Annotated in this window: 19 protein-coding genes; 15 read left to right on the forward strand and 4 right to left on the reverse strand. The window is 73.7% G+C overall.

Features of this window, described 5'->3' with window-relative positions; translation table 11 throughout:
- Positions 1 to 397 (reverse strand): DUF2397 family protein (locus ACQRUO_RS30865; protein WP_428319408.1); only part of this gene is annotated, 397 nt, incomplete at its 3' end.
- Positions 398 to 497: 100 nt separating this feature from the next.
- On the opposite strand from ACQRUO_RS30865, the gene ACQRUO_RS30870 reads away from it, so the two are divergent.
- Positions 498 to 1157, forward strand: coding sequence for a lysoplasmalogenase (locus ACQRUO_RS30870; RefSeq protein ID WP_428319409.1), 660 nt, complete (start codon positions 498 to 500; stop codon positions 1155 to 1157).
- Between the two features lie 34 nt (positions 1158 to 1191).
- On the opposite strand, the gene ACQRUO_RS30875 is transcribed toward ACQRUO_RS30870, so the two are convergent.
- Positions 1192 to 1995 carry an exodeoxyribonuclease III gene (locus ACQRUO_RS30875; RefSeq protein WP_428319410.1) on the reverse strand — a complete coding sequence of 268 codons (804 nt, stop codon included), beginning with the start codon at positions 1993 to 1995 and terminating at the stop codon, positions 1192 to 1194.
- 238 nt (positions 1996 to 2233) lie between these two features.
- On the opposite strand from ACQRUO_RS30875, the gene qcrB reads away from it, so the two are divergent.
- Complete coding sequence (gene qcrB, locus ACQRUO_RS30880; RefSeq protein ID WP_428319411.1) at positions 2234 to 3796, forward strand: cytochrome bc1 complex cytochrome b subunit; 1563 nt, start codon at positions 2234 to 2236, stop codon at positions 3794 to 3796.
- A 145-nt stretch (positions 3797 to 3941) separates the two neighbouring features.
- Here the strand turns inward: qcrB and ACQRUO_RS30885 are convergent, their stop codons facing one another.
- On the reverse strand, positions 3942 to 4940 hold the full coding sequence (locus tag ACQRUO_RS30885) for an ROK family glucokinase (RefSeq protein WP_428319425.1): 999 nt from the start codon (positions 4938 to 4940) through the stop codon (positions 3942 to 3944).
- Between the two features lie 479 nt (positions 4941 to 5419).
- On the opposite strand from ACQRUO_RS30885, the gene ACQRUO_RS30890 reads away from it, so the two are divergent.
- Positions 5420 to 6559 (forward strand): alpha/beta hydrolase, encoded by a 1140-nt coding sequence (locus ACQRUO_RS30890; protein ID WP_428319412.1) that lies wholly within the window; start codon positions 5420 to 5422, stop codon positions 6557 to 6559.
- Positions 6560 to 6779: 220 nt separating this feature from the next.
- Here ACQRUO_RS30890 and ACQRUO_RS30895 read toward each other — a convergent pair whose 3' ends face one another.
- The gene (locus ACQRUO_RS30895) at positions 6780 to 8372 is read right to left on the reverse strand and encodes a PucR family transcriptional regulator (protein ID WP_428319413.1); all 1593 of its coding nucleotides are present in this window, start codon (positions 8370 to 8372) and stop codon (positions 6780 to 6782) included.
- A gap of 492 nt (positions 8373 to 8864) precedes the next feature.
- Here ACQRUO_RS30895 and ACQRUO_RS30900 point away from each other — a divergent pair, with 492 nt between their 5' ends.
- From ACQRUO_RS30900 to ACQRUO_RS30955, 12 genes are all read left to right on the forward strand, one after another.
- Entirely contained in the window at positions 8865 to 9752 is an 888-nt protein-coding gene (locus ACQRUO_RS30900) for an FAD binding domain-containing protein (RefSeq protein ID WP_428319414.1), read from the forward strand.
- Positions 9749 to 10240 carry a (2Fe-2S)-binding protein gene (locus ACQRUO_RS30905; protein ID WP_428319415.1) on the forward strand — a complete coding sequence of 164 codons (492 nt, stop codon included), beginning with the start codon at positions 9749 to 9751 and terminating at the stop codon, positions 10238 to 10240. Before ACQRUO_RS30900 ends, ACQRUO_RS30905 begins: the two co-directional genes overlap by 4 nt.
- On the forward strand, positions 10237 to 12597 hold the full coding sequence (pucD, locus tag ACQRUO_RS30910; RefSeq protein ID WP_428319416.1) for a xanthine dehydrogenase subunit D: 2361 nt from the start codon (positions 10237 to 10239) through the stop codon (positions 12595 to 12597). Before ACQRUO_RS30905 ends, pucD begins: the two co-directional genes overlap by 4 nt.
- 287 nt (positions 12598 to 12884) lie before the next feature.
- Entirely contained in the window at positions 12885 to 14366 is a 1482-nt protein-coding gene (locus ACQRUO_RS30915) for an NCS2 family permease (protein ID WP_428319417.1), read from the forward strand.
- Positions 14367 to 14518: 152 nt separating this feature from the next.
- Entirely contained in the window at positions 14519 to 15727 is a 1209-nt protein-coding gene (locus tag ACQRUO_RS30920; protein WP_428319418.1) for an XdhC family protein, read from the forward strand.
- A 349-nt stretch (positions 15728 to 16076) separates the two neighbouring features.
- Positions 16077 to 16709 carry an RNA polymerase sigma factor gene (locus tag ACQRUO_RS30925; RefSeq protein ID WP_428319426.1) on the forward strand — a complete coding sequence of 211 codons (633 nt, stop codon included), beginning with the start codon at positions 16077 to 16079 and terminating at the stop codon, positions 16707 to 16709.
- Entirely contained in the window at positions 16706 to 17752 is a 1047-nt protein-coding gene (locus tag ACQRUO_RS30930) for a hypothetical protein (protein WP_428319419.1), read from the forward strand. Before ACQRUO_RS30925 ends, ACQRUO_RS30930 begins: the two co-directional genes overlap by 4 nt.
- 559 nt (positions 17753 to 18311) lie before the next feature.
- Positions 18312 to 18932 (forward strand): pyridoxamine 5'-phosphate oxidase family protein, encoded by a 621-nt coding sequence (locus tag ACQRUO_RS30935; protein ID WP_428319420.1) that lies wholly within the window; start codon positions 18312 to 18314, stop codon positions 18930 to 18932.
- A gap of 33 nt (positions 18933 to 18965) precedes the next feature.
- Positions 18966 to 20252 carry a globin domain-containing protein gene (locus ACQRUO_RS30940; protein WP_428319421.1) on the forward strand — a complete coding sequence of 429 codons (1287 nt, stop codon included), beginning with the start codon at positions 18966 to 18968 and terminating at the stop codon, positions 20250 to 20252.
- A 108-nt stretch (positions 20253 to 20360) separates the two neighbouring features.
- Positions 20361 to 20873, forward strand: coding sequence for an XRE family transcriptional regulator (locus tag ACQRUO_RS30945; protein ID WP_428319422.1), 513 nt, complete (start codon positions 20361 to 20363; stop codon positions 20871 to 20873).
- A 6-nt stretch (positions 20874 to 20879) separates the two neighbouring features.
- Entirely contained in the window at positions 20880 to 22115 is a 1236-nt protein-coding gene (locus ACQRUO_RS30950) for a hypothetical protein (protein WP_428319423.1), read from the forward strand.
- The coding region (locus ACQRUO_RS30955) for an MAB_1171c family putative transporter (protein ID WP_428319424.1) at positions 22112 to 23217 on the forward strand (1106 nt) is incomplete at its 3' end. The genes ACQRUO_RS30950 and ACQRUO_RS30955, both read left to right, overlap by 4 nt.

Consider the following 23217-nt stretch of genomic DNA (forward strand, 5'->3'; position numbering starts at 1 on the left):
CGGCGCGGGCGGCCCGGCGGCCGCGGCGGGCGCCGGGCAGCGAGCGGCGGCCGACCGGGGGGCCGTGCCACCAGCTGACCGCGGCCAGGTCGGCGCAGGGCGGCTCGGGGGCGATTCCGAAGTGCCGGGCGCTGTAGAGGCCGAAGGCGTCGGTGAAGAGGTCGTGCGCGGCCTCCGGGGTGGCGGCGGCCAGCCGCTCGGCCAGGTCGAGCAGGTGGTCGCCGGCGGGCCCGGGCACCGGCTCACCGGCCGGCCGCGGGGCCGGCTGGTCGGGGGTGCGGGCAGCTCCGGGCGGGCGCCAGGAGGTCAAGGTCAGGGTCACCTCGCCGGTCACCTCGTCGTCGGGTGCCAGGGCCACGGCCGACGGCCGTCCGCCCAGCGCTCCGCCCCCGTTCACGCGCCCCTCCGCCGTACCGCTCACCGTGTCGGAGACAGCCTAAGGGAGGAAACGGGGAGGCCCTTCCGGTGCCCCGCTCACGTCGCCTATCGTGCCGGACATGCTGAACTCGATCACCGCCGCCCGCCGCGGCCGCGGCCTGCTGACCGCCTTCACGGCGACCGCCGCCGCCCACCTGGGGTCCCTGCTGACGGAGCGCAAGGCGGTCGAGCAGGTCACCAAGCCGGCGCTGATGCCGCTGCTCGCCGGCCATGCGCGCACCGCCGGCGAGCACCCCGCGCCGCGGCTGCTGACCCCGGCGCTGATCGCCAGCGCGGCCGGCGACGCGCTGCTCCAGGTCGACGACGAGCGGGCCTTCCTGGCCGGGATGGGCTCGTTCGCGGCGGCGCACGTCTGCTACGTGACGATGTTCGCCAAGCAGGGCGCGCTGACCGACCGGCGGCGGGCTGCCCTGGTGGCGGCGGGCTACGCGCTGGCCTGGGCGGTGATGATCCATCAGCTCTGGCCGGGGCTCGGCGAGCTGAAGGTGCCGGTGGCCGGGTACAGCCTGCTGCTGGCCTCGACCGCGGTGACCTCGGCCGGCCTGGGCCGGCGCGGCGGGCTGGGCGGGGCGCTCTTCCTGCTCTCCGACACGCTGATCGCCACCCGGCTGGCCGGCTGGAAGCAGTTGCCGGGCCACGAGTTCTGGATCATGTCCACCTACCTGCTGGCCCAGTACCTGCTCGCCACCGCCGCCCTGAAGGCCGCTGCGGAGGACTGACCGCTGTCGGCCGCCACGCGCCGGCCCGCCCCCGCTACAGCGCCAGGTCGACGACCACCGGCGCGTGGTCCGAGGTGCCCTTGCCCTTGCGGGCCTCGCGGTCCACGTAGCTGTCGCTGACCGCGGTGGTGAACGGGCTGTTGCCGTAGACCAGGTCGATCCGCATGCCGCGGTTCTTCGGGAAGGCGAGCTGGCGGTAGTCCCAGTAGGTGTAGGGGTGGTCGTACTTGAGCGGGCGGGGCAGGACGTCGGACAGGCCGACGTCCTGCAACGCGGTCAGCGCGGCCCGCTCCAGCGGCGTGACGTGGGTGGCGCCCTCGAAGTCCGCCAGGTCGTAGACGTCCTCGTCGGCGGGCGCCACGTTGAAGTCGCCGAGCACCGCGAACGGGCGCTCGCCGGCCGCGTCCTCCGCCACGGCGGTGCGCAGGGTGCCGAGCCAGTCGAGCTTGTAGCGGAAGTGCGCGTGGCCGACCTCGCGGCCGTTGGGCACGTAGACCGACCAGACCCGGACCGGGCCGCAGGTGGCGGCGATGGCACGCGGCTCGACGGCGGGGACCAGGGCGTCGTCGGCCAGGTAGCCGGGCTGCTCGGGCAGGTCCCGGACCACGTCCTCGATGCCGATCCTGGAGAGGATCGCCACGCCGTTCCACCGGCCGGTGCCGTGCGCCTCGGTCTGGTAGCCGAGCGCGGAGATCTCCTCGTACGGGAAGGCGTCCGCGGCGCACTTCAGCTCCTGCAGGCAGAGCACGTCGGGCTTGGCGCTCTCCAGCCACTCGACGAGCTTGGGCAGCCGCGCGGTGACGGAGTTGATGTTCCAGGTGGCGATGCGGACGGTCACGACCAGGCCTTCCAGCGGTACGGGGAACTGCGGGGACGGGGCACGGGGGCGGCGGCCCCGGCACCCGTCCCGAAGATACCCCGCGCCACCGACAGCCCCCGATTAGCGCGACGGGGTGAACCCGCCCGCCGCGCCCGGCGATGGCGCCCGGGCCCCGCCGCCCGGGCGGTAAGGCTGGTCTGCGGCCGGGGCCAGGGCGGCCGCGGCCGGGCGGCGACGGACGGGAGGCACGGGTCGGATGCGGCGTTCGGGCGAGGAGGGCAGGGCGGGCGCGGCCCTCTGGCTGGACGGCCGGTTGCCGTTCCTGGACGCGGGCCGGGGGCTGGTGCGCAAGGTCTTCCCCGACCACTGGTCCTTCCTGCTCGGCGAACTGGCGCTGTACAGCTTCACCCTGCTGCTGGTCACCGGCGTCTACCTGACCTTCTACTTCAGGCCCACGATGGGCGAGGTGGTGTACGCGGGCTCGTACGCGCCGCTGGTCGGGCAGCGGATGACGGCGGCCTACGCCAGCACCCTGGCGATCAGCTTCGACGTCCGCGGCGGGCTGCTGATCCGGCAGGTCCACCACTGGGCCGCGCTGGTCTTCGTCGCGGCGATCGGCTGCCACCTGCTGCGGATCTTCTTCACCGGCGCCTTCCGCCGCCCGCGCGAGGTGAACTGGCTGATCGGGCTGACCCTGTTCCAGCTCGCCCTGGTCGAGGGCTTCGCCGGCTACTCGCTGCCCGACGACCTGCTCTCCGGCACCGGACTGCGCACCGCGCAGGGGTTCATGCTGGCCATCCCGCTGGTCGGCAGCTACCTCTCGTTCTTCGCCTTCGGCGGCGAGTGGCCGGGCACCGACATCGTGCCGCGGCTCTACACCACGCACATCCTGCTGCTGCCGGGGATCCTGGTCGGCCTGGTGACGGCGCACCTGATCCTGGTCTTCTACCTCAAGCACACCCAGTGGGCCGGGCCCGGCCGGAGCGCGCGCAACGTGGTCGGCCGGCCGATGTTCCCGCACTTCCTGGCCAAGACGGTCGGGCTGCTCTTCCTGGTCAGCGGGGTGATCGTGGTGCTGGCGGCGGTCGCCCAGGTCAACCCGATCTGGAAGTACGGCCCCTACCGGGCCGACCAGGCCTCCACCGACGCCCAGCCGGACTGGTACATGGGCTTCCTGGAGGGGGCGCTGCGCCTGATGCCGGGCACCGAGACCCGGCTGTGGGGCCACAGCATCCCGTGGAACCCGCTGATCCCGGCGGTGCTCTTCCCGCTGGTGCTGTTCGGGCTGCTCTACGCCTACCCGTTCGCGGAGCAGTGGATCACCGGCGACCGCGGCGAGCGGCACCTGTGCGACCGGCCGCGGGACCGCCCGGTGCGCACGGCGATCGGGGTGGCGGCGCTCACGGCCTACGCGGTGCTGCTGATGGCCGGCGGGCAGGACGTGCTGGCGCTGGTCTTCCGCGTCTCGGTGAACGGGCTGGACTGGACGCTGCGGGTGGCGCTGTTCGTGGCGCCGGCGGTGGCGTTCTGGCTGACCCGGCGGATCTGCCTGGCGCTGCAGGACCGGGACCGGCGGCGGTTCACCGCGGGGTCGACGCCCACCGGGCTGGTCCGCCAGTCGGTCGAGGGCGGCTACCTGGGCGAGCGCGAGCCGCTGCCGCTGCTGCAGCGCCACCAGCTGACCCTGGGGGACCGGCCGACGCCGCTGCCCGCGGTCCGGGACACCCGGCCGGAGCGGCTGCGGGCGGCGCTCAGTCGCTGGTACTACCGCGACCGGGTGCCGCTGCCGGAGCCGGCGGCTGCGGAGGGCGAGGAGTGAGGGTGACGGATAGCGGATCACGGATGACAGCTGACAGAATCTGAAATCTGTCAGCCGTCATCCACTATCTGTGATCCGAGATCCGTGATCCGTCACCGCGATCCCCCTGACCCGACCCCCGCCGTCAGCGCTCCGACCCCCGCCCTCAGCGCTCCGCGCGGCTCCGCTTGACCGTGCGGAACCGCCGGGCCACCGCGCGGGCCAGGTCGGCGGCGCCGATCAGGCCGGCCTCGTTGCCCAGCGCCGCCGGCACGATCTGCGCCTCGGGCCGGAAGCCGCGCCCGGTCAGGGTGCGCCGGAACGCGTCCTGCGCCGGCGCGAGCAGCAGCTCGCCCGCTGCCGAGACGCCGCCGCCCACCACGAACCGGCCCGGGTCCAGACCGGCGGCCAGGTTGGCCAGCCCCACCCCCAGCCAGGTGCCGATGTCGTGCAGCAGCTCGGTCGCCATCGGGTCGCCGGCCCGCGCCGCCTCGGTGACCAGCGGCCCGGTGATCGCCGCCACCTCGCCGCCCACCCGGGCCAGCAGCGGCTGCGCCACCGGCGACTCGGCCGCGGCCAGCTCGCGCGCCTCGCGGACCAGCGCGTTGCCCGAGGAGTACTGCTCCCAGCACCCCCGGTTGCCGCACGGGCAACGATGCCCGCCCGGCACCACCTGCATGTGCCCGAACTCGCCGGCCAGCCCGTACCGGCCGCGGTCCACGTACCCGTGCCGGACCACCGCGCCGCCGATCCCGGTCCCCAGGGTGATCATCACCACCAGGTCCTCGCCGCGCCCGGCGCCGAACCGCCACTCGGCCCAGGCCGCCGCGTTGGCGTCGTTCTCCACCACGACCGGGAACTTCAGCCGGTCACTGAGCGCCTCCCGCAGCGGCTCGTTGCGCCAGTTCAGGTGCGGGGCGAAGAGCACCCGGGAGCGGTCGGCGTCGACCCAGCCGGCGGCGCCGATGCCCACCGCGTGCACGTCGTGCCGGTCGGCCAGCTCCAGCACCAGCTCGACGATGACGTCCTCGACCACCTTGGGGCTCTTGCTCTTGTGCGGGGTGTCGGCGCGCAGCTGTTCGACGATCGCGCCCTCGCCGTTCACCACCCCGGCGACCACCTTGGTGCCACCGATGTCGATCCCGATGGTCGGCAGCCGCAGCACCCCGGCCGGGAGCGTGCGCCGGCGCCGGTCCGCACCGTACCGGTCGACTCCGCGCGGGCCGAGGGCGCGCTGGCCGAGACCGCGCTGCCCGAGACCGAGGAGCGCGGGGAGGACGGGTTGGCCGGTGCGGCCGCCTGGTTGGGTCACGACGGGAACGATACGCCGCACCGATCTGCCCGGCAGGTCGCCGCCCGCCCCGCTCCTGCCGCTACCCCGAGCCGGCTCCCGGCCCCAGTAACGGCACGGGGCACCCCCGTCCGGATGACAGACTGGGGTGCGGCACTCAGCGGCCTCCCAGGTGCACGTGATCTTCCTCTCAGGTTTTCCCCAGTAACGGATGAAACCGGAGATTCGTTCACACCGTCGTTCTTCATTGTCGTCGGCACCTGGCGCTCGCCCGGTGCCCACGTCACAGCAGTCGTCATCAGCACCGGGCATGCGGGGTCCGGGCACGCCAGCAACCCGGATTCGAGAGATAGATGCAACTGACGGGACAGCCCTTCCTGATCCTGACGATCGTCCTGGTCCCGGTGTCCATCGCCGTGGCCCTGCTGCTCTGGGGCAGGGTCCGCGGCCCGAAGCCGCTGCAGGCCCTGGTCCGGCTGATCATGATCCTCTTCTGCCAGGCCACCGCCGTGACCATGATCTTCGTCATGGTCAACAACGCCAACCTGATCTACGGCAGCTGGGGCGACCTGCTCGGGGACGACAGCCACGTCTCCTCGGTGCCGCCGGTGCCCTCCGGTGACGCGGCCGGCCAGAACGCGGCGGGGCAGACCGGTGACAAGCCGGCCGCCGCCAAGGTGCTGCAGCAGTTCAAGGGCGTGGACGACCCGCTGGTGCCCAAGGACGTGCAGACCACCGACCTCAAGGGCCGGGTCTCCGGCGTGGACGGCGAGGTCAACGTCTGGCTGCCGCCGCAGTACAACGACCCGGCGTACAAGGACGTGAAGTTCCCGGTCGTCGAGCTGTTCCCGGGCTTCCCCGGCTCCTCGAAGACCTGGTTCGGCTCGCTGAAGGTCTCCGAGCAGCTCAAGCCGCTGATGCAGTCCGGCCAGGTCACCCCGTTCATCCTGGTCTCGCCGCGCACCCAGCTGATCAGCACCACGGTCGACACCGGCTGCGCCAACGTGCCCGGCAAGGTCAACGCCGACACCTGGCTCTCCACCGACGTGCCGCAGATGATCCTGGACAACTTCCGGGCCGACCCGTCGCCGGACTCCTGGGCGGTGGGCGGCTACTCGGCGGGGGCGCACTGCGCCGACCGGATGGCGCTGCTGCACCCGGACCGCTACCGGGCCGCGATCAGCCTTTCGGGTTACAACGACCCGAACTCCGAGAACCTCTCGCTGACCGCGAAGGACCCCAAGCTGCGCCAGACCTCCAACCCGCTCTACATCCTGCAGCACGAGGCCACCCCGCCGAAGCTGGCGCTCTACCAGAGCGGTGACAAGGGCGACGGCTACGAGGACGGCCAGGCGCTGGCCGCCGCCGCCAAGTCGCCGACCACCGTGCAGGTGGTGCTGACCACCGGTCCGCACACCCCCTCGCTCTGGCGGCCGATGATCCCGAGCGTCTTCGAGTGGCTGAGCAAGCTCATCCCGGCACCGAAGCCCTGATCAGCGCCCGAGCCCTGATCGACGCCCGCCCCGCAGCACCGCGCCCCCTGGCAGCCGCCTCCCCCCCCAAAAAGTGAAATGTTTTTCCCCCCCCCCCCCCCCCCCCCCCCCCCCCCCCCCCCCCCCCCCCCCCCCCCCCCCCCCCCCCCCCCCCACCCCCCCCCCCCCCCCCCCCCCCCCCCCCCCCACTCCCCCCCGGTGCTGCTCCCCCGACGACCCGTCAGGCCAGCTCCAGGGCCAGGTAGAAGTCCACCCGGTCCTCCAGCCGCGACAGGTCACGACCCGTCAGCTCCTCGATCCGGCCGATCCGGTAGCGCAGCGTGTTGACGTGCACGTGCAGCTGGGCGGCGCACCGGGTCCAGGACCCGTCGGAGCGCAGGAAGGCCTCCAGGGTGCGGACCAGGTCGGCCTGGTGCTCGATGTCGTAGCCGATCACCTTGTCCAGCAGCCGGCTGCGGAAGGCGCGCCGCACCTCGTCCGGCACCGCGGCCAGCAGCAGCACGTGCGAGGCCAGCTCCTCGGGACCGGCCACGCAGACCCGGCCGACCCGGGCTGCCGCGATCCGGCGGGCGTGCCGGGCCTCCTCCAGCGCCCCGCGCAGCGCGCCGGCCTCCAGCGCGGGCGCCGAGACGCCCACCGTGATCCGCCCCTCCGAGCCGAGCCCGGCCTCCAGCGGCGCGAGCAGCTCGCGCAGCGCGTCGGCCGGCACCGCGGTCCCCGGCGCGGGCAGCACGATCACCGCACCGCCGCCGGTGCCGGCCACCAGCGCCCGGTCCGAGGTGTCGGTGAGGGCTTCCTCCAGGATCGAGCGCACCGCGCCGTCGGGCAGGCCGGTCCCCTCCGCGCTGAGCACCAGCCAGGCGCCCTCGGGCTCGGGGGTCCTGGGCACCGCGCCCTCGTACCGGGCGGCCATCGCCGAGGAGGCGTAGAGGGTGCGGCTGATCTCGGCCGGGTCGGCGTCGCGCTGCAGCAGGGTGAGCACCTCGTCGGCCAGCCGGCGGCGCAGCCGGCGGCCCTCGTCGCGCCGGGTGCGCTCGGCGGCCACCAGCCGGGCCAGGTTCTCGGCCAGCTGCTGGCGCTTGGTGGTCCACTCGGTGACGTCGCCGGCCACCGCGAGCACCCAGTCGGCCAGCGGGGCCTCGTCCTCCGGGTCGGCCGCGGCCGGCAGCAGCGAGTAGGAGCCGGAGACCAGCCGGGCCCGGTGCGGCGGGCGGCGGCGCTGGCGCTGGGCGGCCAGGTGGGCCCGGACCAGCTGGTCGCGGTCCTCGACGGTGAGGTGGTCGGCGGGCCCGGCGACCACCTGTCCGGTGGGGGTGAGCACCCAGCAGTCCAGGTCGAGGTCGCCGCCGAGCAGGTCGAGCACCGCGTCCAGGCCACCGCCGCCGGCCGCGGAGACCAGCAGCCGGTGCCGGTCGACCAGCGCGGCCAGGTCGGCGGCCCGGTCGGCCGAGACCTGGCGGCCGATGAACTCGGTCAGGGTGGAGAAGGCGATGTCGTCGGGGACCGCGAGCAGCGGCATCCGGTGCCGGCGGCAGGCCTCGATCAGGTCCTCGGGGATCGGGCCGACCTCGGCCTCGCCGGCCGCCAGGGCCACCGCGCCGCCGGCGGCCAGCGTGCGCACGAAGCGCTCGGAGTCCTCCGGCCCGGTGCGCCAGAGCATGCCGGTGAGCACCAGCTCGCCACCGTGCAGGTAGCGGCCCGGGTCGTGCAGGTCCGTGGTCATCACACCGCTGACCTGTCGGTCGAGCTCGTCCTCGGCCGCGAGCAGCCGAAGTCTCGGGGCGCCGGGGGCGAGCAGGTCACGGACGCGCATCCGCAGACTCCTTCGTCTGTACCAAGTGTGAGGGAAAACCGCTGCCCCTGGGCAGCAACCTGGGCCGACACGCGCAGGTGGGGGGAGATTGTGCCCGAGTTCACGGATCTTCGGTGTTACGTATCAGCGCTCCGCCGGGTCACGGGGCCGTCGCTTCGTCGTCACGGCCGGATTACGGTCGTAAGGGGCTGCTGGGATAGCGCTCAGCAGCACATTCTCCGTCCTTAGAGGAACGTACAGGATGCCGGGCGGACCCGGCGCGCGGGCTTCATGCCATCGGTGACTCCCAGTGGGCCGGGTCACAGCGGTTCACTGGCAGACACGCCGCCGGACACACCCCGGTGACCTGGACTCAACGCCCCGGCAACGGATCGGAGGCGAGTTTGAGCACCGGAGGTTTGGGAATTCCGCCCGCCGCCCCCACTCGGGCCCCGCGGATTCCGGGCACAGTGCCCACTGGTTCGATTGGCGACGACTTGAGGAGACACCCGCATGGAGTTCCTGCGGCCCGCTACCTGGGACGAGGCTCTCGCGGCTAAGGCTGAGCACCCGACCGCGCTGCCGATCTCGGGCGGCACGGATGTCATGGTCGAGATGAACTTCGACGTCCACCGGCCATCCGCCCTGCTCGACCTGAACCGCATCACCGAGCTGACCGAGTGGTCGATCACCGACGGTGTGGTGAGACTCGGGGCCGCGGTCCCGTATTCCCGGATCATCGACGAGCTCTCCGAGCCCCTGCCGGGGCTGGCGCGTGCGGCGCACACGGTGGGCTCCCCGCAGATCCGCAACCGCGGCGGTGTCGGCGGCAACCTCGGCGGCGCGTCCCCCGCCGGTGACGCGCACCCGGCGCTGCTGGCCGCCGGCCGCGACGTGTTCGTCGAGGCCTGCTCCGTCCGCGGGACCCGGATGATCCCGATCGACGAGTTCTACGTCGGGGTCAAGCGGAACAGCCTGGAGAAGGACGAGCTGATCCGCGCGGTCCACATCCCGGTGGCGGACGGCCCGCAGCAGTTCTCGAAGATCGGCACCCGCAACGCGATGGTCATCGCGGTCTGCGCGTTCGGCTTCGCGCTGCACCCGAAGAACCACACCGTCGGTACCGGTATCGGCTCGGCTGCCCCCACGCCGCGTCGCGCCGTGGAGGCGGAGGAGTACCTGCAGGGCGTGCTCGAGGAGCGCGGTCTGTGGGAGTCGGGCGAGCTGCTCGGCACCGAGGTGATCCAGCGCTTCGGCGAGCTGGTCAAGGCCGCCGCCTCGCCGATCGACGACGTGCGCGGCACGGCGGACTACCGCCGCCACTCGCTGGCCGTGATGGCCCGCCGCACCCTCACCTGGACCTGGAACGACTACAGCAAGCAGATCAGGAGTGCGGCATGAGGGTCACTTTCACCGCCAACGGCAAGCCGGTCGAGGCCGATGACGTCTGGGAGGGCGAGAGCCTGCTCTACGTGCTGCGCGAGCGGGTCGGTCTGCCGGGTTCAAAGAACGCGTGCGAGCAGGGCGAGTGCGGCTCCTGCACCGTGTACCTGGACGGCACCCCGGTCTGCTCCTGCCTGGTCGCGGCCGGCCAGGTGCAGGACCGCGAGGTCCGCACCGTCGAGGGCCTGAGCGAGGAGGAGACCGGCGAGCTGGGCCTGGTCCAGCAGGCGTTCATCGACGCCGGCGCCGTGCAGTGCGGCTTCTGCACCCCGGGCCTGCTGGTGCAGACCGACGCGCTGCTGGACCGCCGGCCGCAGCCCAGCGACACCGACATCCGCGAGGCGCTGAGCGGCAACCTGTGCCGCTGCACCGGTTACGAGAAGATCATGGACGCGGTGCGGCTGGCTTCCGCCCGCAAGTGCCAGAAGGTGGGTACGTCCGAATGAGTGCACGCACCATCCAGGGGCAGAAGAACCTCCAGGACATCACCACCGGCTCGCCGCACGGCATCGGCGGCTCGCCGCTGCGCCCCGACGGCAACCTCAAGGTGAAGGGCGAGTTCGCCTACTCCTCCGACATGTGGCACGAGGACATGCTCTGGGGCATGGCGCTGCGCTCGCCGCACCCGCGCGCCAACATCCTCAGCGTGGACATCTCCGAGGCGCTGAAGACCCCGGGCGTCTACGCGGTGCTGACCCACGAGGACATCCCGGGCTCCAAGTACTACGGCCTGGAGATCCAGGACCAGCCGGCCCTGGCGATCGACAAGGTCCGGTACCACGGCGAGGCGATCGCGCTGGTCGCGGCCGACCACCCGGAGACCGCCCGCCGCGCGGTGAAGAAGATCAAGGTCGAGTACGAGGTGCTCACCCCGATCACCACCGAGGAGCAGGCGCTCGACCCGGAGCTGAACGGCTACGTGCACGAGCCGCACGAGTACAAGTCGCACGCCTCCGGCAACATCTGCCACAGCCAGAAGCTGGTCTACGGCAAGGGCGTGACCGACGAGGTCAAGGCGCTGGCCGACGTGGTCGTCAAGGGCGTGTACGAGGTCGGCATGCAGGACCAGGCCTTCCTCGGCCCGGAGTCCGGCCTGGCGGTTCCCGCCGAGGACGGCGGCATCGACCTCTACGTCGCCACCCAGTGGCTGCACGTGGACCGCCAGCAGATGGCCCCGGTGCTCGGCCTGCCCGAGGAGAAGGTCCGCCTCACCCTGGCCGGCGTCGGCGGCGCGTTCGGCGGCCGCGAGGACCTGTCGATGCAGATCCACGCCTCGCTGCTGGCCCAGCGCACCGGCAAGCCGGTCAAGATCGTCTACGCCCGCGACGAGTCCTTCTTCGGCCACGTGCACCGCCACCCGGCCAAGATGAGCTACGAGCACGGCGCGACCCGCGACGGCAAGCTGGTCTACGCCGACGTCCGCCTGGTGCTGGACGGCGGCGCCTACGCCTCCGCCTCCCCCGCCGTGGTCGGCAACGCGGCCTCGCTGGGCAACGGCCCGTACAACATCCCGAACGTGCGGATGGAGGCCATCGCCCTCTACACCAACAACCCGAGCTGCGGCGCGATGCGCGGCTTCGGTGCGGTGCAGGCCTGCTTCGGCTACGAGTCGCAGATGGACAAGCTCGCCGCCGAGCTGGGCATGGACCCGGTGGAGCTGCGCCAGCTGAACGCGATGTCGGAGGGCGACTACATGCCCACCGGCCAGCAGATCGACTCGCCGGCCCCGGTCGCCGAGCTGCTCCAGCGGGTCAAGGACATGCCGCTGCCGCCGCCGCTGGACCTGACCAACCTGGACATCCGCGAGCTGCCCGGCGCGCTGTCGAACACCTCGCACGGCGAGGGCATCGTGCGCGGCATCGGCTACTCGGTCGGCATCAAGAACGTCGGCTTCTCCGAGGGCTTCGACGACTACTCCACCGCCCGGGTCCGCCTGGAGGTCATCGGCGGCGAGCCGGTCGCCATGGTGCACACCGCGATGGCCGAGGTCGGCCAGGGCGGCGTCACCGTGCACGCCCAGATCGCCCGCACCGAGCTGGGCGTCGAGCAGGTCACCATCCACCCGGCCAACACCGAGGTCGGTTCGGCCGGCTCCACCTCCGCCTCGCGGCAGACCTACATGACCGGTGGCGCCGTGAAGTACGCGGCCGAGGCGGTCGCGCAGGCGCTGATCGAGAAGGGCCGCAAGCGCTACGGCTGGACCCAGAACGACCTGTCGCTGATCGGCGGCAAGGTGGTCTCCGAGTCGCAGGGCGTGCTGGTCTCGATGGTCGACCTGCTCGGCGACGAGGCGATCGACCTGACCCGCGAGCACCACCACCGCCCGACCGAGGCGTTCGACAAGGAGACCGGGCAGGGCTTCGGCCACGTCCAGTACACCTTCTGCGCCAACCGCGCGGTGGTCGACGTGGACGTCGAGCTGGGCCTGGTGAAGGTGGTCGAGCTGACCGCCGCCCAGGACGTCGGCAAGGCGCTCAACCCGCTCTCGGTGGTCGGCCAGATCCAGGGCGGCTGCACCCAGGCGCTGGGCCTGGCGGTGATGGAGGAGATCATCGTCAAGGACGGCAAGGTCCGCAACGCCTCCTTCACCGACTACCTGATCCCGACCATCCTGGACGTCCCGCCGATCCCGGTGGACGTCCTGGAGCTCCCCGACCCGAACGCCCCCTACGGGCTGCGCGGTGTCGGCGAGGCGCCCACGGTCTCCGCCACCCCCTCGATCGTCGCCGCGATCCGGCAGGCCACGGGCATCGCCCTCAACCGGATCCCGGTCCGGCCCGAGCACCTCACCGGGACGCTCTGACCCGCTGAGACTTCCCCGGGGCGGTGGTCAGTCTTCCCCCACCGCCCCGGGGTCGCACCACCCAGCACCACCAGCACCACCAGCTCCACCCAGCAGTACTCGTACGTGCACCACATCCCGCTGCCTCTCCCACGCCGGGGCTCTGCAGCGGTGCGCACCACCCCAACGCACCGCACGCACTACAGAGTGCACCTCGTGAGTCGAACAAGTCCCCCTTTCCGGTCACCCCTCACGACCGGAGAGGTCGGCTCGCCCACCCCAATCCCCTATGACACTTGGGAGTGGACATGTCCCGGATCCCCACGGAGCCAGGCACCACTGAAGAGATTCCCGCCCAGGCCGGCGCCCCCACGCCGCCCCCGGCACCAGGACTGTCAGGAGTCCTCGACACGTACTTCAAAATCTCGGCCAGAGGCTCGACCTTCGGCAACGAGATCCGCGGTGGTCTGACCACCTTCATGGCGATGGCGTACATCGTCCTGCTCAACCCGCTCATCCTGAGCGGTGCCGACGTCACCGGCGCCAAGCTGGACCACGCCCAGCTCACCACCGCGACGGCGCTCGCCGCCGCCGTCACCACGATCCTGATGGGCGTGGTGGGCAACGTGCCCCTGGCGGTCGCCGCCGGCCTCTCGGTGTCCGGCGCGGTCTCCGCGCTGGTCGTCCCGCACACCACCTGGGCCCAGGCGTTCGGCCTCTGCGTCATCTACGGTCTGCTGATCGTGCTGCTGGTCGTCTCCGGCCTGCGCGAGAAGATCATGAACGGCATCCCACTGCCGCTCAAGCACGCCATCACCATCGGCATCGGCCTCTTCGTCTCGCTGATCGGCCTGCACAAGGCCGGCTTCGTGGAGAGCGGCGGCCCGACCCTGGTCTCGCTCGGCCCCGAGGGTGACCTCACCGGCTGGCCGGTGGTCTGCTTCGCCGTCACGCTGCTGATCATCTTCGTGCTGCTGGCCCGCAACGTCCGCGGCGCCATCCTGATCGGCATCACGGCCGGCACCGCCTTCGCCTTCGTCGTCAACGCGATCGCCCACATCCCGACCAAGAGCTGGGGCAGCGCCCCGCCGGTCTGGCCGGGCAGCCCGGTCGCCGCGCCCAACTTCGGCCTGCTGGGTCACGTGGACCTGTTCGGCGCGTTCGGCGGCAAGGGCATGGGCGCGATCAGCGCCACGGTGGCGGTCTTCACCCTGGTGCTCGCCGGCTTCTTCGACGCGATGGCGACCATCATCGGCGTCGGCACCGAGGCCGGTCTGGCCGACAGCGAGGGCCGGATGCCCGGTCTGTCCAAGGCCCTGTTCATCGACGGTTCCGGCGGTGCGATCGGCGGCCTGTTCGGCGCCTCCGGCCAGACGGTCTTCGTCGAGTCCGCCACCGGCGTCGGCGAGGGTGCGCGCACCGGTCTCGCCTCGGTGGTCACCGGCGGCGTCTTCGCCCTGATGCTCTTCTTCTCCCCGCTGGCCGGCATCGTGCCGGTCGAGGTCGCCTCCGCCGCCCTGGTGGTGATCGGCTCGATGATGATGAGCCAGGCCCGGCACATCGACTGGGCCAACCGCGACATCGCCATCCCGGCCTTCCTGACCTGCGTGATGATGCCGTTCACCTACAGCATCACCGCCGGTGTCGCCGCGGGTGTCATCTCCTACACCGTGATCAAGGCCGGCAAGGGCCAGTGGCGCGAGCCCGGTCCGCTGATGTGGATCCTGACCGCGGTCTTCGTGATCTACTTCGCACTCACTCCGATCAAGGAGTGGTTGGGAGTCCACTAGTAGTACCGGTACTCACACCGGCGGCGCGGGGGGGGGGACCTCCGCCCCCCCCCCCCCCCCCCCCCCCCCCCCCCCAGCCCCGCTTTCCCGCCCTCGCCTCGTCATCCCGGAACCGAACGCCGACCCACGACACACCGATAGGAGCCACGGACATGCAGGACATCGCCGAGCAGTTGCAGGCCTGGCACGCCGCCGGGCGCTCCTTCGCCGTGGCCACCGTGGTGGGCGTCTCCGGCAGCGCACCGCGCGACCCGGGCGCGGCGCTGGCCGTGGACGCGGCCGGCGAGGCGGTCGGCAGCGTCTCCGGCGGGTGCGTCGAGGGCGCGGTCTACGAGCTGTGCCGGGAGGCGATCGAGTCCGGCGAGCCCGTGCTGGAGCGCTTCGGCTACAGCGACGAGGACGCCTTCGCGGTCGGCCTGACCTGCGGCGGGATCCTGGACGTCTTCGTCCAGCCGATCGTCCCCGGCCAGGACGCGGGACTGGACGCCGGCATCACCTACATCGCCTCGGGCACGCCGGTGGCGCTGGTCCGGGTGATCGAGGGCCCGGCCGGCCTGCTCGGTGCCACCGTCGCGGTCACCGCCGACACCCACCACGGCACCCTCTCCCCCGGCGGCCCCTCCACCACCGGCGCCCTGGAGCGCCAGGCCGTCGCCGAGGCCCGGGCGCTGCTGGACGCCGGGCGCACCGGCAAGGTCACGCTGGCGCTGGACGGCCGCCCCTGCACCCCCGCCCTCGCGGCGGAGACGGCCACCGGGCCGGCCGACGGGACCGTGACCTTCTTCGTCGAGTCCTACGTGCCCAAGCCGCGGATGCTGGTCTTCGGCGCGATCGACTTCGCCGCCGCCGTGGTGCGGGTCGGCAAGTTCCTCGGCTACCGCGTCACCGTCTGCGACGCCCGCCCGGTCTTCGCCACCGAGCGGCGGTTCCCGGAGGCCGACGAGGTGGTGGTCGACTGGCCGCACCGCTACCTGGAGAGCCAGCTCGAGGCGATCGACGGCCGGACCGTGCTCTGCGTGCTCACCCACGACGCCAAGTTCGACATCCCGCTGCTGGAGCGGGCGCTGCGGCTGCCGGTCGGCTTCGTCGGGGCGATGGGCTCGCGCAAGACCCACCTGGACCGCAACGCCCGGCTGCGCGAGGTGGGCCTGTCCGAGGCGGAGATCGCCCGGCTGCGCTCGCCGATCGGCCTGGACCTGGGCGCCCGCACGCCGGAGGAGACCGCGGTGGCGGTCGCCGCCGAGATCGTCGCCAGCCGGCGCGGCGGCGGCTGCCTGCCGCTGTCCGCGGGCGCCGGGCCGATCCACCACGACCTGGAGCGGGCCGAGGGCCGGCCGGCGAAGGGCCGCCGGGTCGCCTGAGCCGTTGTCGGTGCGGGGCCGCGGCCGGTCCGGCACCGGACTGGCCGCGGACCGACGCCGGACCGACGCCGGACCGCCCACCGTTCCCACCTGACCCACCGTCAGTCCCCAGTGATCTCACAGAAACGCCGCTGCCAGCGGCGATCCCGCACTCCGATCCCGTCCGCACACCCGCAGCGGACGGGATCTTGCATGTCCAGGCCCGGAGAGAGGGGATGATGGCCCGGTGCAAAACGCAGATCAGTTCGGGTACGCCGACGCCGCCGACCCGCTGCCGCCCCCGTCCGCCGCCCCCGCCGGGGTCGGCGCCCCCGGGGCCGCGGAGGCGGGCGACCAGCTCGGGTGCGCGGTGCGGGCCGCGCAGGGCGGCGACGAGGAGGCGTTCCGGCTGGTCTTCCGGACCGTGCAGCCGCTGCTGCTGCGCTACCTGCGGGTCCTGGTCGGCGGCGACGACTCGAGCGCCGGCGACGCGGAGGACGTCGCCTCCGAGGCCTGGCTGCAGATCGCCCGCGACCTGCACACCTTCCGCGGCGACGGGGACGGCTTCCGCGGCTGGGCCGCCACCATCGCCCGGCACCGCGCGATGGACCACCTGCGGGCCCGGCGCCGCCGGCCGACCGCGGACCTGCCGGTCGAGGAGTTGCTCGACCTGCCCGCCCGGGAGGACACCGAGGGCAGCGTGCTGGCCACCATGGGGACCCGGCAGGCGCTGGACCTGATCGCCGGACTGCCCCGGGACCAGGCCGAGGCGGTCCTGCTGCGGGTGGTGCTCCAGCTGGACGCGGAGAGCGCGGCCAGGGTGCTCGGCAAGCGGGCCGGCACGGTCCGGATGGCCGCCCACCGCGGCCTGCGCCGGCTGGCCAAACTGCTCGACTCCCCGGGCTCCCTGCCGCCGCAGCGCGGCCCGTCGAAACGGCTCGAAAAAAAATCCGCCGAAGGTGTGACACAACCCGGAGCCTCGACGCTGAAGGACATGAGATGAGCACCAACCGATCCCGTCGGATCGACCGCGACGCCGCCGAGCACCTGCTGGCCGGCGCCACGGACGGTACGCAGGGCGGTCTGGACGCCCTCTCCGGACTGCTCGCCGCCGCGGCCGCCCCGGCGACCGAGCACGAGCTGGCCGGGGAGGAGGCGGCCGTGACCGCGTTCCGGTCGGCCGCCCGTCTCGGCTCGATCAGCACCAGCCCGACCGGCACCACCCCGCCCGTCCCGTCCTCGTCCCGGAGTCGCCCGATGGCCAGCTGCGCACCGCAGAGGTTCCGCGTGCCCACGCGGTTCCTCAGTGCGCGCGCCGCCGTGGCGGCGCTGGCGGTGACGGCGATCGGCGGGGTCGCGGTGGCGGCCGGAACCGGTCACCTGCCGACCGTGCTCGGCGGCCCCGGTCACGCCGTGCCCACCGACAACGCGGCCGGCACCGGCCTGGTCTCCGCCACTCCGAGCGCCGGTTGGACGGGCCCGGGCGGGTCCGGGCAGCCGAAGGCCTCGAAGTCGAGCGGGCCCGGTCCGCTGCGGCCGGCGCCGGGCGGTTCGGCGAGCACGGGCGGCCCGGACACTCCGGCGACCCCGGGCGGCCCGACCGGCGACACCCCGTCGACGGTCGGTCCCGACGGCAAGCAGCTCCCGACCGGGCAGCCGCTGCCCAGCGGGACCGCGCTGGCCACCCAGCTGCTGCCGCTCTGCCAGCAGTGGCCGAGCAACGGCCAGCCGGGCTCCGCCAACTCCCGGTTCGAGCCGCTGACGCGCGCGGCGGGCGGCTCGGACCGGGTCCGGGACTTCTGCGCCGCGCTGAGCCGGCAGGACGACCCCGGCAACGGCAACGGCCCGGGCGGCCAGGGCAGGTCGGCGGCGCCGTCCGTGCCCGCGCCCCGCGGCGGTTCGCCGACGCCGGAGCGCCCGCTGCCGGTGCCGGGCACCGGGCTCCCGGTGCCCGACCCGACCGGAGACGGCCGCACCCACCCCCCGCAGGGCCAGAACGGCGGCGCGGGGCAGAGCGGCGGCAACTCCGGGAGGCAGCTGCCCTAGGACCGCACGACCGCTGGACCGCATGACCGCATTTCCTGTAGTACCCCGAAGACTCCGGGACGGGTGGTGGCTTCCCCGGGCACACCACCCTCCCGGAACTCCGGCGGCCCCGACTGTGCATGAGTTCGGCCGCCGGTTCCGACGGGGTGGCGGGTTCCCCCGGGCCCGCCACCCCGCGCACGAGTCTGGGCCCGGCCCGGTTGGGGTCGGCCGGGCCGGGCCCGGACTCGCTGCACACCACCGCCCGGTCGGCGTCCGCCCGCGGGCCACCGAGGCCGGATTCCGCCACCTGCGCCGACACCCGTGCTACGGGCCGACGCACATCCGGGCCGGTCGACACGCGGCGTTACGGGATCCGGCACCAGGTCACCACAGCTTTCCCACACTTACAGGTGACCACCCGTCGCCCTACGTGTAGGGTTCCAGTCACGGTCGAACGCCGGTGCGTTGGCCGAAAGTTGTGCACATCCGGGGGAGATCTTGTCATGCCCTTGACACTGCCATGCCCTTTTTCCGGGCCGGCAGCCGTTCTATTGGATGTCCCTCACACGGAGGCCCGATGGCCGAGCACCTCCTGCACCGCCCCGGCTCGACCGGAGAGCACCACCTGCAGCTGGCGTACGGTTCCACCGATCGCGCCGACCGCTTCTACCGGGACCAGGTGCTCGACCACCTGAACCCGCGGATGCGCGAGTTCGTCGCCCGTCAGGAGATGGCCTTCGTGGCCAGCTCGGACGCCAGGGGCGAGTGCGACGCCAGCTTCCGGGCCGGCCCGCCCGGCTTCCTGCACGTGATCGACGAACGGACCCTCGCCTACCCCGAGTACCGCGGCAACGGGGTGATGGCGAGCCTCGGCAACATCTGCGAGAACGGCCACGTCGGCCTGCTGCTGATCGACTTCGTCCGCGACGTGATCGGCCTGCACATCAACGGCCGCGCCCGGGTGGTCGAGGACGCCCTGCTGCGCGCCACGGTCCCCGAGTTGCCCGTGGAGAGCGCCCCCGGCCGCCGCGCCGAACTCTGGGTCGTGGTGGCCGTCGACGAGGCCTACCTGCACTGTGCCAAGCACATCCCGCGCTTCGTCCCCGCACCGCGCACCCGGTCCTGGGGCAGCGACGACGTACGACGCAAGGGCGGCGACTTCTTCGGCGCCAAGGAAACCAGCGAACGAGGATTCTGACGCCGCGTCCCCGACGCCGCGCCATTACTTGCCATGACTGACGACCTGACCCTGATCCGCGAGAGCTTCGCCCTGGTTCAGCGCCACCCCGAGAACGCCGCGAAGCTCACCGGCCATTTCTACGCCACCCTCTTCCTCCACAACCCCGAGGTCCGCGAGTTCTTCCCGCCGGCCATGGACGTGCAGCGCGACCGGCTCTTCCAGGCCCTGGCCGGCGCCGTGCGGATGCTCGACCGCCCCGCCGAACTCACCGGCTTCCTCCAGCAGCTGGGCCGCGACCACCGCAAGTACGGGGTGCGCACCGAGCACTACGACGCCGTCGGCGCGGCCCTGCTCGCCACCCTGCGCAAGTTCGCCGGCGAGGCCTGGACCCCGGCGCACGAGCAGGCCTGGACCGCCGCCTACCAGCAGATCGCCGCGGCCATGAGCGGCGCCGCCGAGGCCGAGGCCGGGCGCACCCCGGCCAGTTGGCTGGCCGAGGTGGTGGCCCACGAGCAGCGCGGGCCGGACCTCGCGGTGCTGACCCTGCGCCCCGACGCGCCCTTCCCCTACCGGGCCGGCCAGTACACCACCGTGGAGACCGCGCGCTGGCCGCGGGTCTGGCGTCCCTACTCGATCGCCAACGCCCCGCGCCGCGACGGCCTGCTGACCCTGCACGTGCGGGCGGTGCCGGCCGGCTGGGTCAGCAACGCGCTGGTCCACCACACCCGGGTCGGCGACGTGGTGCGGCTCGGTCCGGGCCGCGGCGGCCTCACCCTGCCGGAACGCCCGTCCCGCCGGGTGGTCTGCGTGGCCGGCGGCACCGGGCTGGCCCCGATGAAGGCGCTGGTCGAGGAGATGATCGCGCGCCACCGGCCGCTCACCCTGCACCTGTTCGTCGGCGCCCGGCACGAGCGCGACCTCTACGACCTGGAGGGCCTGCGCCAACTCGCCGGGGTCTTCCCCCGGTTGATCCTGGTGCCGGTGATCTCCGAGGAGATCGGCTTCCCGGGCGTGGTGGGTCGGCTGCCCGAGGTGGTGCCGGCCCAGGGGCACTGGGTGGAGCACGAGGTCTTCGTCAGCGGGCCGGACGACATGGTGGTCAGCATGGTCGAGCGGTTCCAGCGCGACGGGGTGCCGGCCGACCGGCTGCACTACGAGCTGAGCACCACGCCGGTCGAGCTGGACATCACCTCGGGCCTGCTGGATGCCGGCTTGGCCACCGGGCTCGACGCCGGGTTGACCGCCCGCCTGGATGCCGGCCTGGATGCCGGGCTGGCCGCCGGACCCCGGCTCACCGAACGGCGCGAGGCCAGGCCGCGGCCGGGCGAGGTGCACTGACGCTCCGTCACGTCTGCTGCGGCCGCCGGGTACCGGTCCACCCGAGCTCGTGCGGGCGGTGGTTCGGGCCGGTACTCTGGCGCTCGGGGTGTCGAGAGGAGGGGTGCCGTGGCAACCGCGGAGCAGCGCCGACCCACGCTCGCCGACCGGATCGAGCGGCTCTTCGAGATCGTCCGCCGGCCCGACCGCCAGCCTTACACCAACGAGGAGGTGGCCCGGGCCTGCCGGGAGTCCACCGGGGAGAGCTTCTCGACCACCTACCTGTGGCAACTGCGCACCGGCCGCCGGGACAACCCGACGATCCGGCACGTCGAGGCGCTGGCCCAGTTCTTCCAGATCCCGCCGGCCTACTTCTTCGACGACGAACAGAGCCGCCGGATCGCCGAGGAGCTGACCCTGTTGGGCGCCCTGCGCGACACCGGGGTGCGGGAGGTGGCGCTGCGCGCGGTGACGCTGTCGCCGGAGGGCCTGGGGACGATCACCGAGATGATCGACTCGATCGCCCGGCGGGAGGCCGGCGAGGCGGCCGGTGAGGCGGCCACGGGCGCGGGGGCCGCAGCCCGGGGCGGCACCACCCGGGCCGACGACCGGTGCGCCGCCACCGCCGACCGGCCGGACTGAGGGGCGGTGAGCGCGGTGCCCGGGCAGCGGCGAGCGCACCGGCGGCTGTGGCGGCAGTGCCGCCGGCTGGCCGACGAACTGCCGCTGCCCGTGCCCTTCGACGTGGCCGCGCTGGTGGCCGCGCTGGCCGAGCGGCTCGACCGGCCGATCGAGCTGCTGCCGCTGCCCACCCGCGCCTGCGGCCCGTGCGGCCTGCTGGTCAGCACCGACCGGGCCGAGTACATCGGCTACCCGCGCGACACCTCGCCGCTGCACCAGCAGCACATCGTGCTGCACGAGGTGGGCCACCTGCTCTGCGGCCACCGGGAGAGCACGGTGCTCGGGCCCGGCGCCGCCGAACTGCTGCTGCCCACGCTGTCGCCCGAGCTGATCAAGCGGGTCCTCGGGCGCGGCGGGTACGGCGAGGTGGCGGAGCAGGAGGCCGAACTCTTCGCCTCCCTGGTGCTCCACCGAGCCACCCGCGGCGAGCCCCCGGGCGGCGGCGCCTCGGTCGACGTCCTCACCGCCCAGTTCGGGTTACCCGGCCCCGCCGGTCCTGCCGCCGGTGCCGCCGCAGTCGGGCGACGCCGGCTCGCCGGCCTCGCCCGCATCGGCCTGGGCCCGGCCGACCGCCTCGGCGGCTGGCAGGCGAGCGGGCCCGGCGCGGGGCAGGGTGAGCGGCTGGGAGCGGGGCAGGGTGACGGGCTCGGCGGGGAGCAGGGCGGCGGGGTCGGCGCGAGCCAGGGTGATCAGCTCGGCCTGCGGCAGGCGGGCCAACCAAGCAGCGGCCAGGCAGGCGGGCCCGACCCAGGGCGGGGTGACCGGCTCGGCGGGGAAGGGGGGCCCAGCGGCAGCCGAGAAGGCGTGCGCCTGGGTGACCGGCTCGGCAGCGGGCAGGCTGGCGGGCATGGCCGCGGCCATGGTGACCGGCCGGGAACGGACCAGGGTGGCCGGGAGCAGGCCGACGAGCCCAGCCGGGACCAGGCGGGCAGACCCGGCGCGGGCCGGGGTGACCGGCTTGGTCGGGGGCAGGCCGGCGAGGTCGACGGTGACCTGGGCGACCGGCTAGGCGGCGGACAGTTGGGTGAGCCCAGCGGCGGCCAGGGCAACCGGCCTGGAACAGGCCACGGTGACCAGCGCCGCCAGGGACAGGCGGGCGAGCCCGACGCAGGCCAGGGCGACGGGCTCGGCCGGGGTCCGACCTACCGGGCACGGCCCGCGGCGGGGGCGGACGGTCGGTGTGGAGGGGCGCCGGCTGGATGAGGAGTCTTGCCTACTACCTGCTCTGCGCCTTCGCGGTGCTCGGCGCCGGGTGCCGGCTGGCGTTGACCCGGGGGGCGGCGGGGAGGGGTGGGCGGCAGTACCTGGTGGCGTTCACCGGCTGCATCGGCCTGGCGATGGCCGTGCTGGCGCCGGCCACCGTGCGGGCCGCGGACGGCTGCGGCTGGGCCTGGCTGCCGCGGCTGCTGCCGCTGGCGGGTGCGGAGTTGAAGCTCGCCGCCGAGGGGTTCCTGGCACTGCTGGCGCTCTCGGTCCGGCCCGCCCCGGTGGCGGCGGCCGCGGCGGCCCGGCAGCGGCTGGCGTCCGGACTGGTGCTGGTCGGCTGCGCCGCCGCCTACCTGGCCGCCGGGGTCTCGGTGCACGGCGATGTCCTCGCGGCCGGCCGGGCCCCGCTCACCCGGGCCGCCCTGGTCGGCTACGACACCCTCTTCACCCTGCACGGCTGCTGGTGCGTGGCGCTGTTCGCGGTGCTGGTCCACCGGGCCGCGCGCGAGCTGGGTCCCGGGGTACTGCGGCGCGGGCTGCGGCTCTCCCAGCTCGGCGCGGTGCTCGGCGTGCTCTGGGCGGCCGCCAGCGTGATCCCGCTGGTGGAGGCGCTCACCACCGGCCACCAGGAGTTGGCCGAGGACGGATCGGCCGCCGCCACCGCGGTGCTCTGCCTGACGCTGGCGCTGGCCGGGCTCTCGCTGCCCGCCCTCACCGCCTCGCTGAGCCGCCCGGTGCGCCAGCTGCGCGCCTGGCGGCAGTACCGCAGGATCGGCCCGTTGTGGAGCGCCCTGCACGCCGTGCACCCGCAGATCGTGCTGCCCACCCGGACCGGTGGCACCCGCAATCCCGAGTTCGCGCTCTACCGCCGGGTGATCGAGATCCGCGACGGCCACCTGGCGCTGCGCGCCCACTTCCACCCGGACGTCCCCGCCTGGGTGGCGCTGGCCGGCGCCGAGCAGGGCCTGGCGGCGCCCGATCCCGCGCTGCTCGAGGCCGCGGCGATCGCTGCCGCCCTGGAGTCCGCCGCCGCGGGGCCGGACGGTGCGCCCGCGGCCCCCAGAGCGGCCTCGCCCCTGCCGGCCCAGGCACCGGCGCC

Source organism: Kitasatospora sp. LaBMicrA B282, assembly GCF_050325825.1.
GTDB lineage: Bacteria > Actinomycetota > Actinomycetes > Streptomycetales > Streptomycetaceae > Kitasatospora.

Bases quoted from the DNA above. Each gene is read 5' to 3' on its own strand.
- ACQRUO_RS30870 (WP_428319409.1), top strand. From the start codon at position 498: ATGCTGAACTCGATCACCGCCGCCCGCCGCGGCCGCGGCCTGCTGACC.
- qcrB (WP_428319411.1), top strand. From the start codon at position 2,234: ATGCGGCGTTCGGGCGAGGAGGGCAGGGCGGGCGCGGCCCTCTGGCTG.
- ACQRUO_RS30890 (WP_428319412.1), top strand. From the start codon at position 5,420: ATGCAACTGACGGGACAGCCCTTCCTGATCCTGACGATCGTCCTGGTC.
- ACQRUO_RS30895 (WP_428319413.1), bottom strand. From the start codon at position 8,372: ATGCGCGTCCGTGACCTGCTCGCCCCCGGCGCCCCGAGACTTCGGCTG.
- ACQRUO_RS30900 (WP_428319414.1), top strand. From the start codon at position 8,865: ATGGAGTTCCTGCGGCCCGCTACCTGGGACGAGGCTCTCGCGGCTAAG.
- ACQRUO_RS30905 (WP_428319415.1), top strand. From the start codon at position 9,749: ATGAGGGTCACTTTCACCGCCAACGGCAAGCCGGTCGAGGCCGATGAC.
- pucD (WP_428319416.1), top strand. From the start codon at position 10,237: ATGAGTGCACGCACCATCCAGGGGCAGAAGAACCTCCAGGACATCACC.
- ACQRUO_RS30915 (WP_428319417.1), top strand. From the start codon at position 12,885: ATGTCCCGGATCCCCACGGAGCCAGGCACCACTGAAGAGATTCCCGCC.
- ACQRUO_RS30920 (WP_428319418.1), top strand. From the start codon at position 14,519: ATGCAGGACATCGCCGAGCAGTTGCAGGCCTGGCACGCCGCCGGGCGC.
- ACQRUO_RS30930 (WP_428319419.1), top strand. From the start codon at position 16,706: ATGAGCACCAACCGATCCCGTCGGATCGACCGCGACGCCGCCGAGCAC.
- ACQRUO_RS30935 (WP_428319420.1), top strand. From the start codon at position 18,312: ATGGCCGAGCACCTCCTGCACCGCCCCGGCTCGACCGGAGAGCACCAC.
- ACQRUO_RS30940 (WP_428319421.1), top strand. From the start codon at position 18,966: ATGACTGACGACCTGACCCTGATCCGCGAGAGCTTCGCCCTGGTTCAG.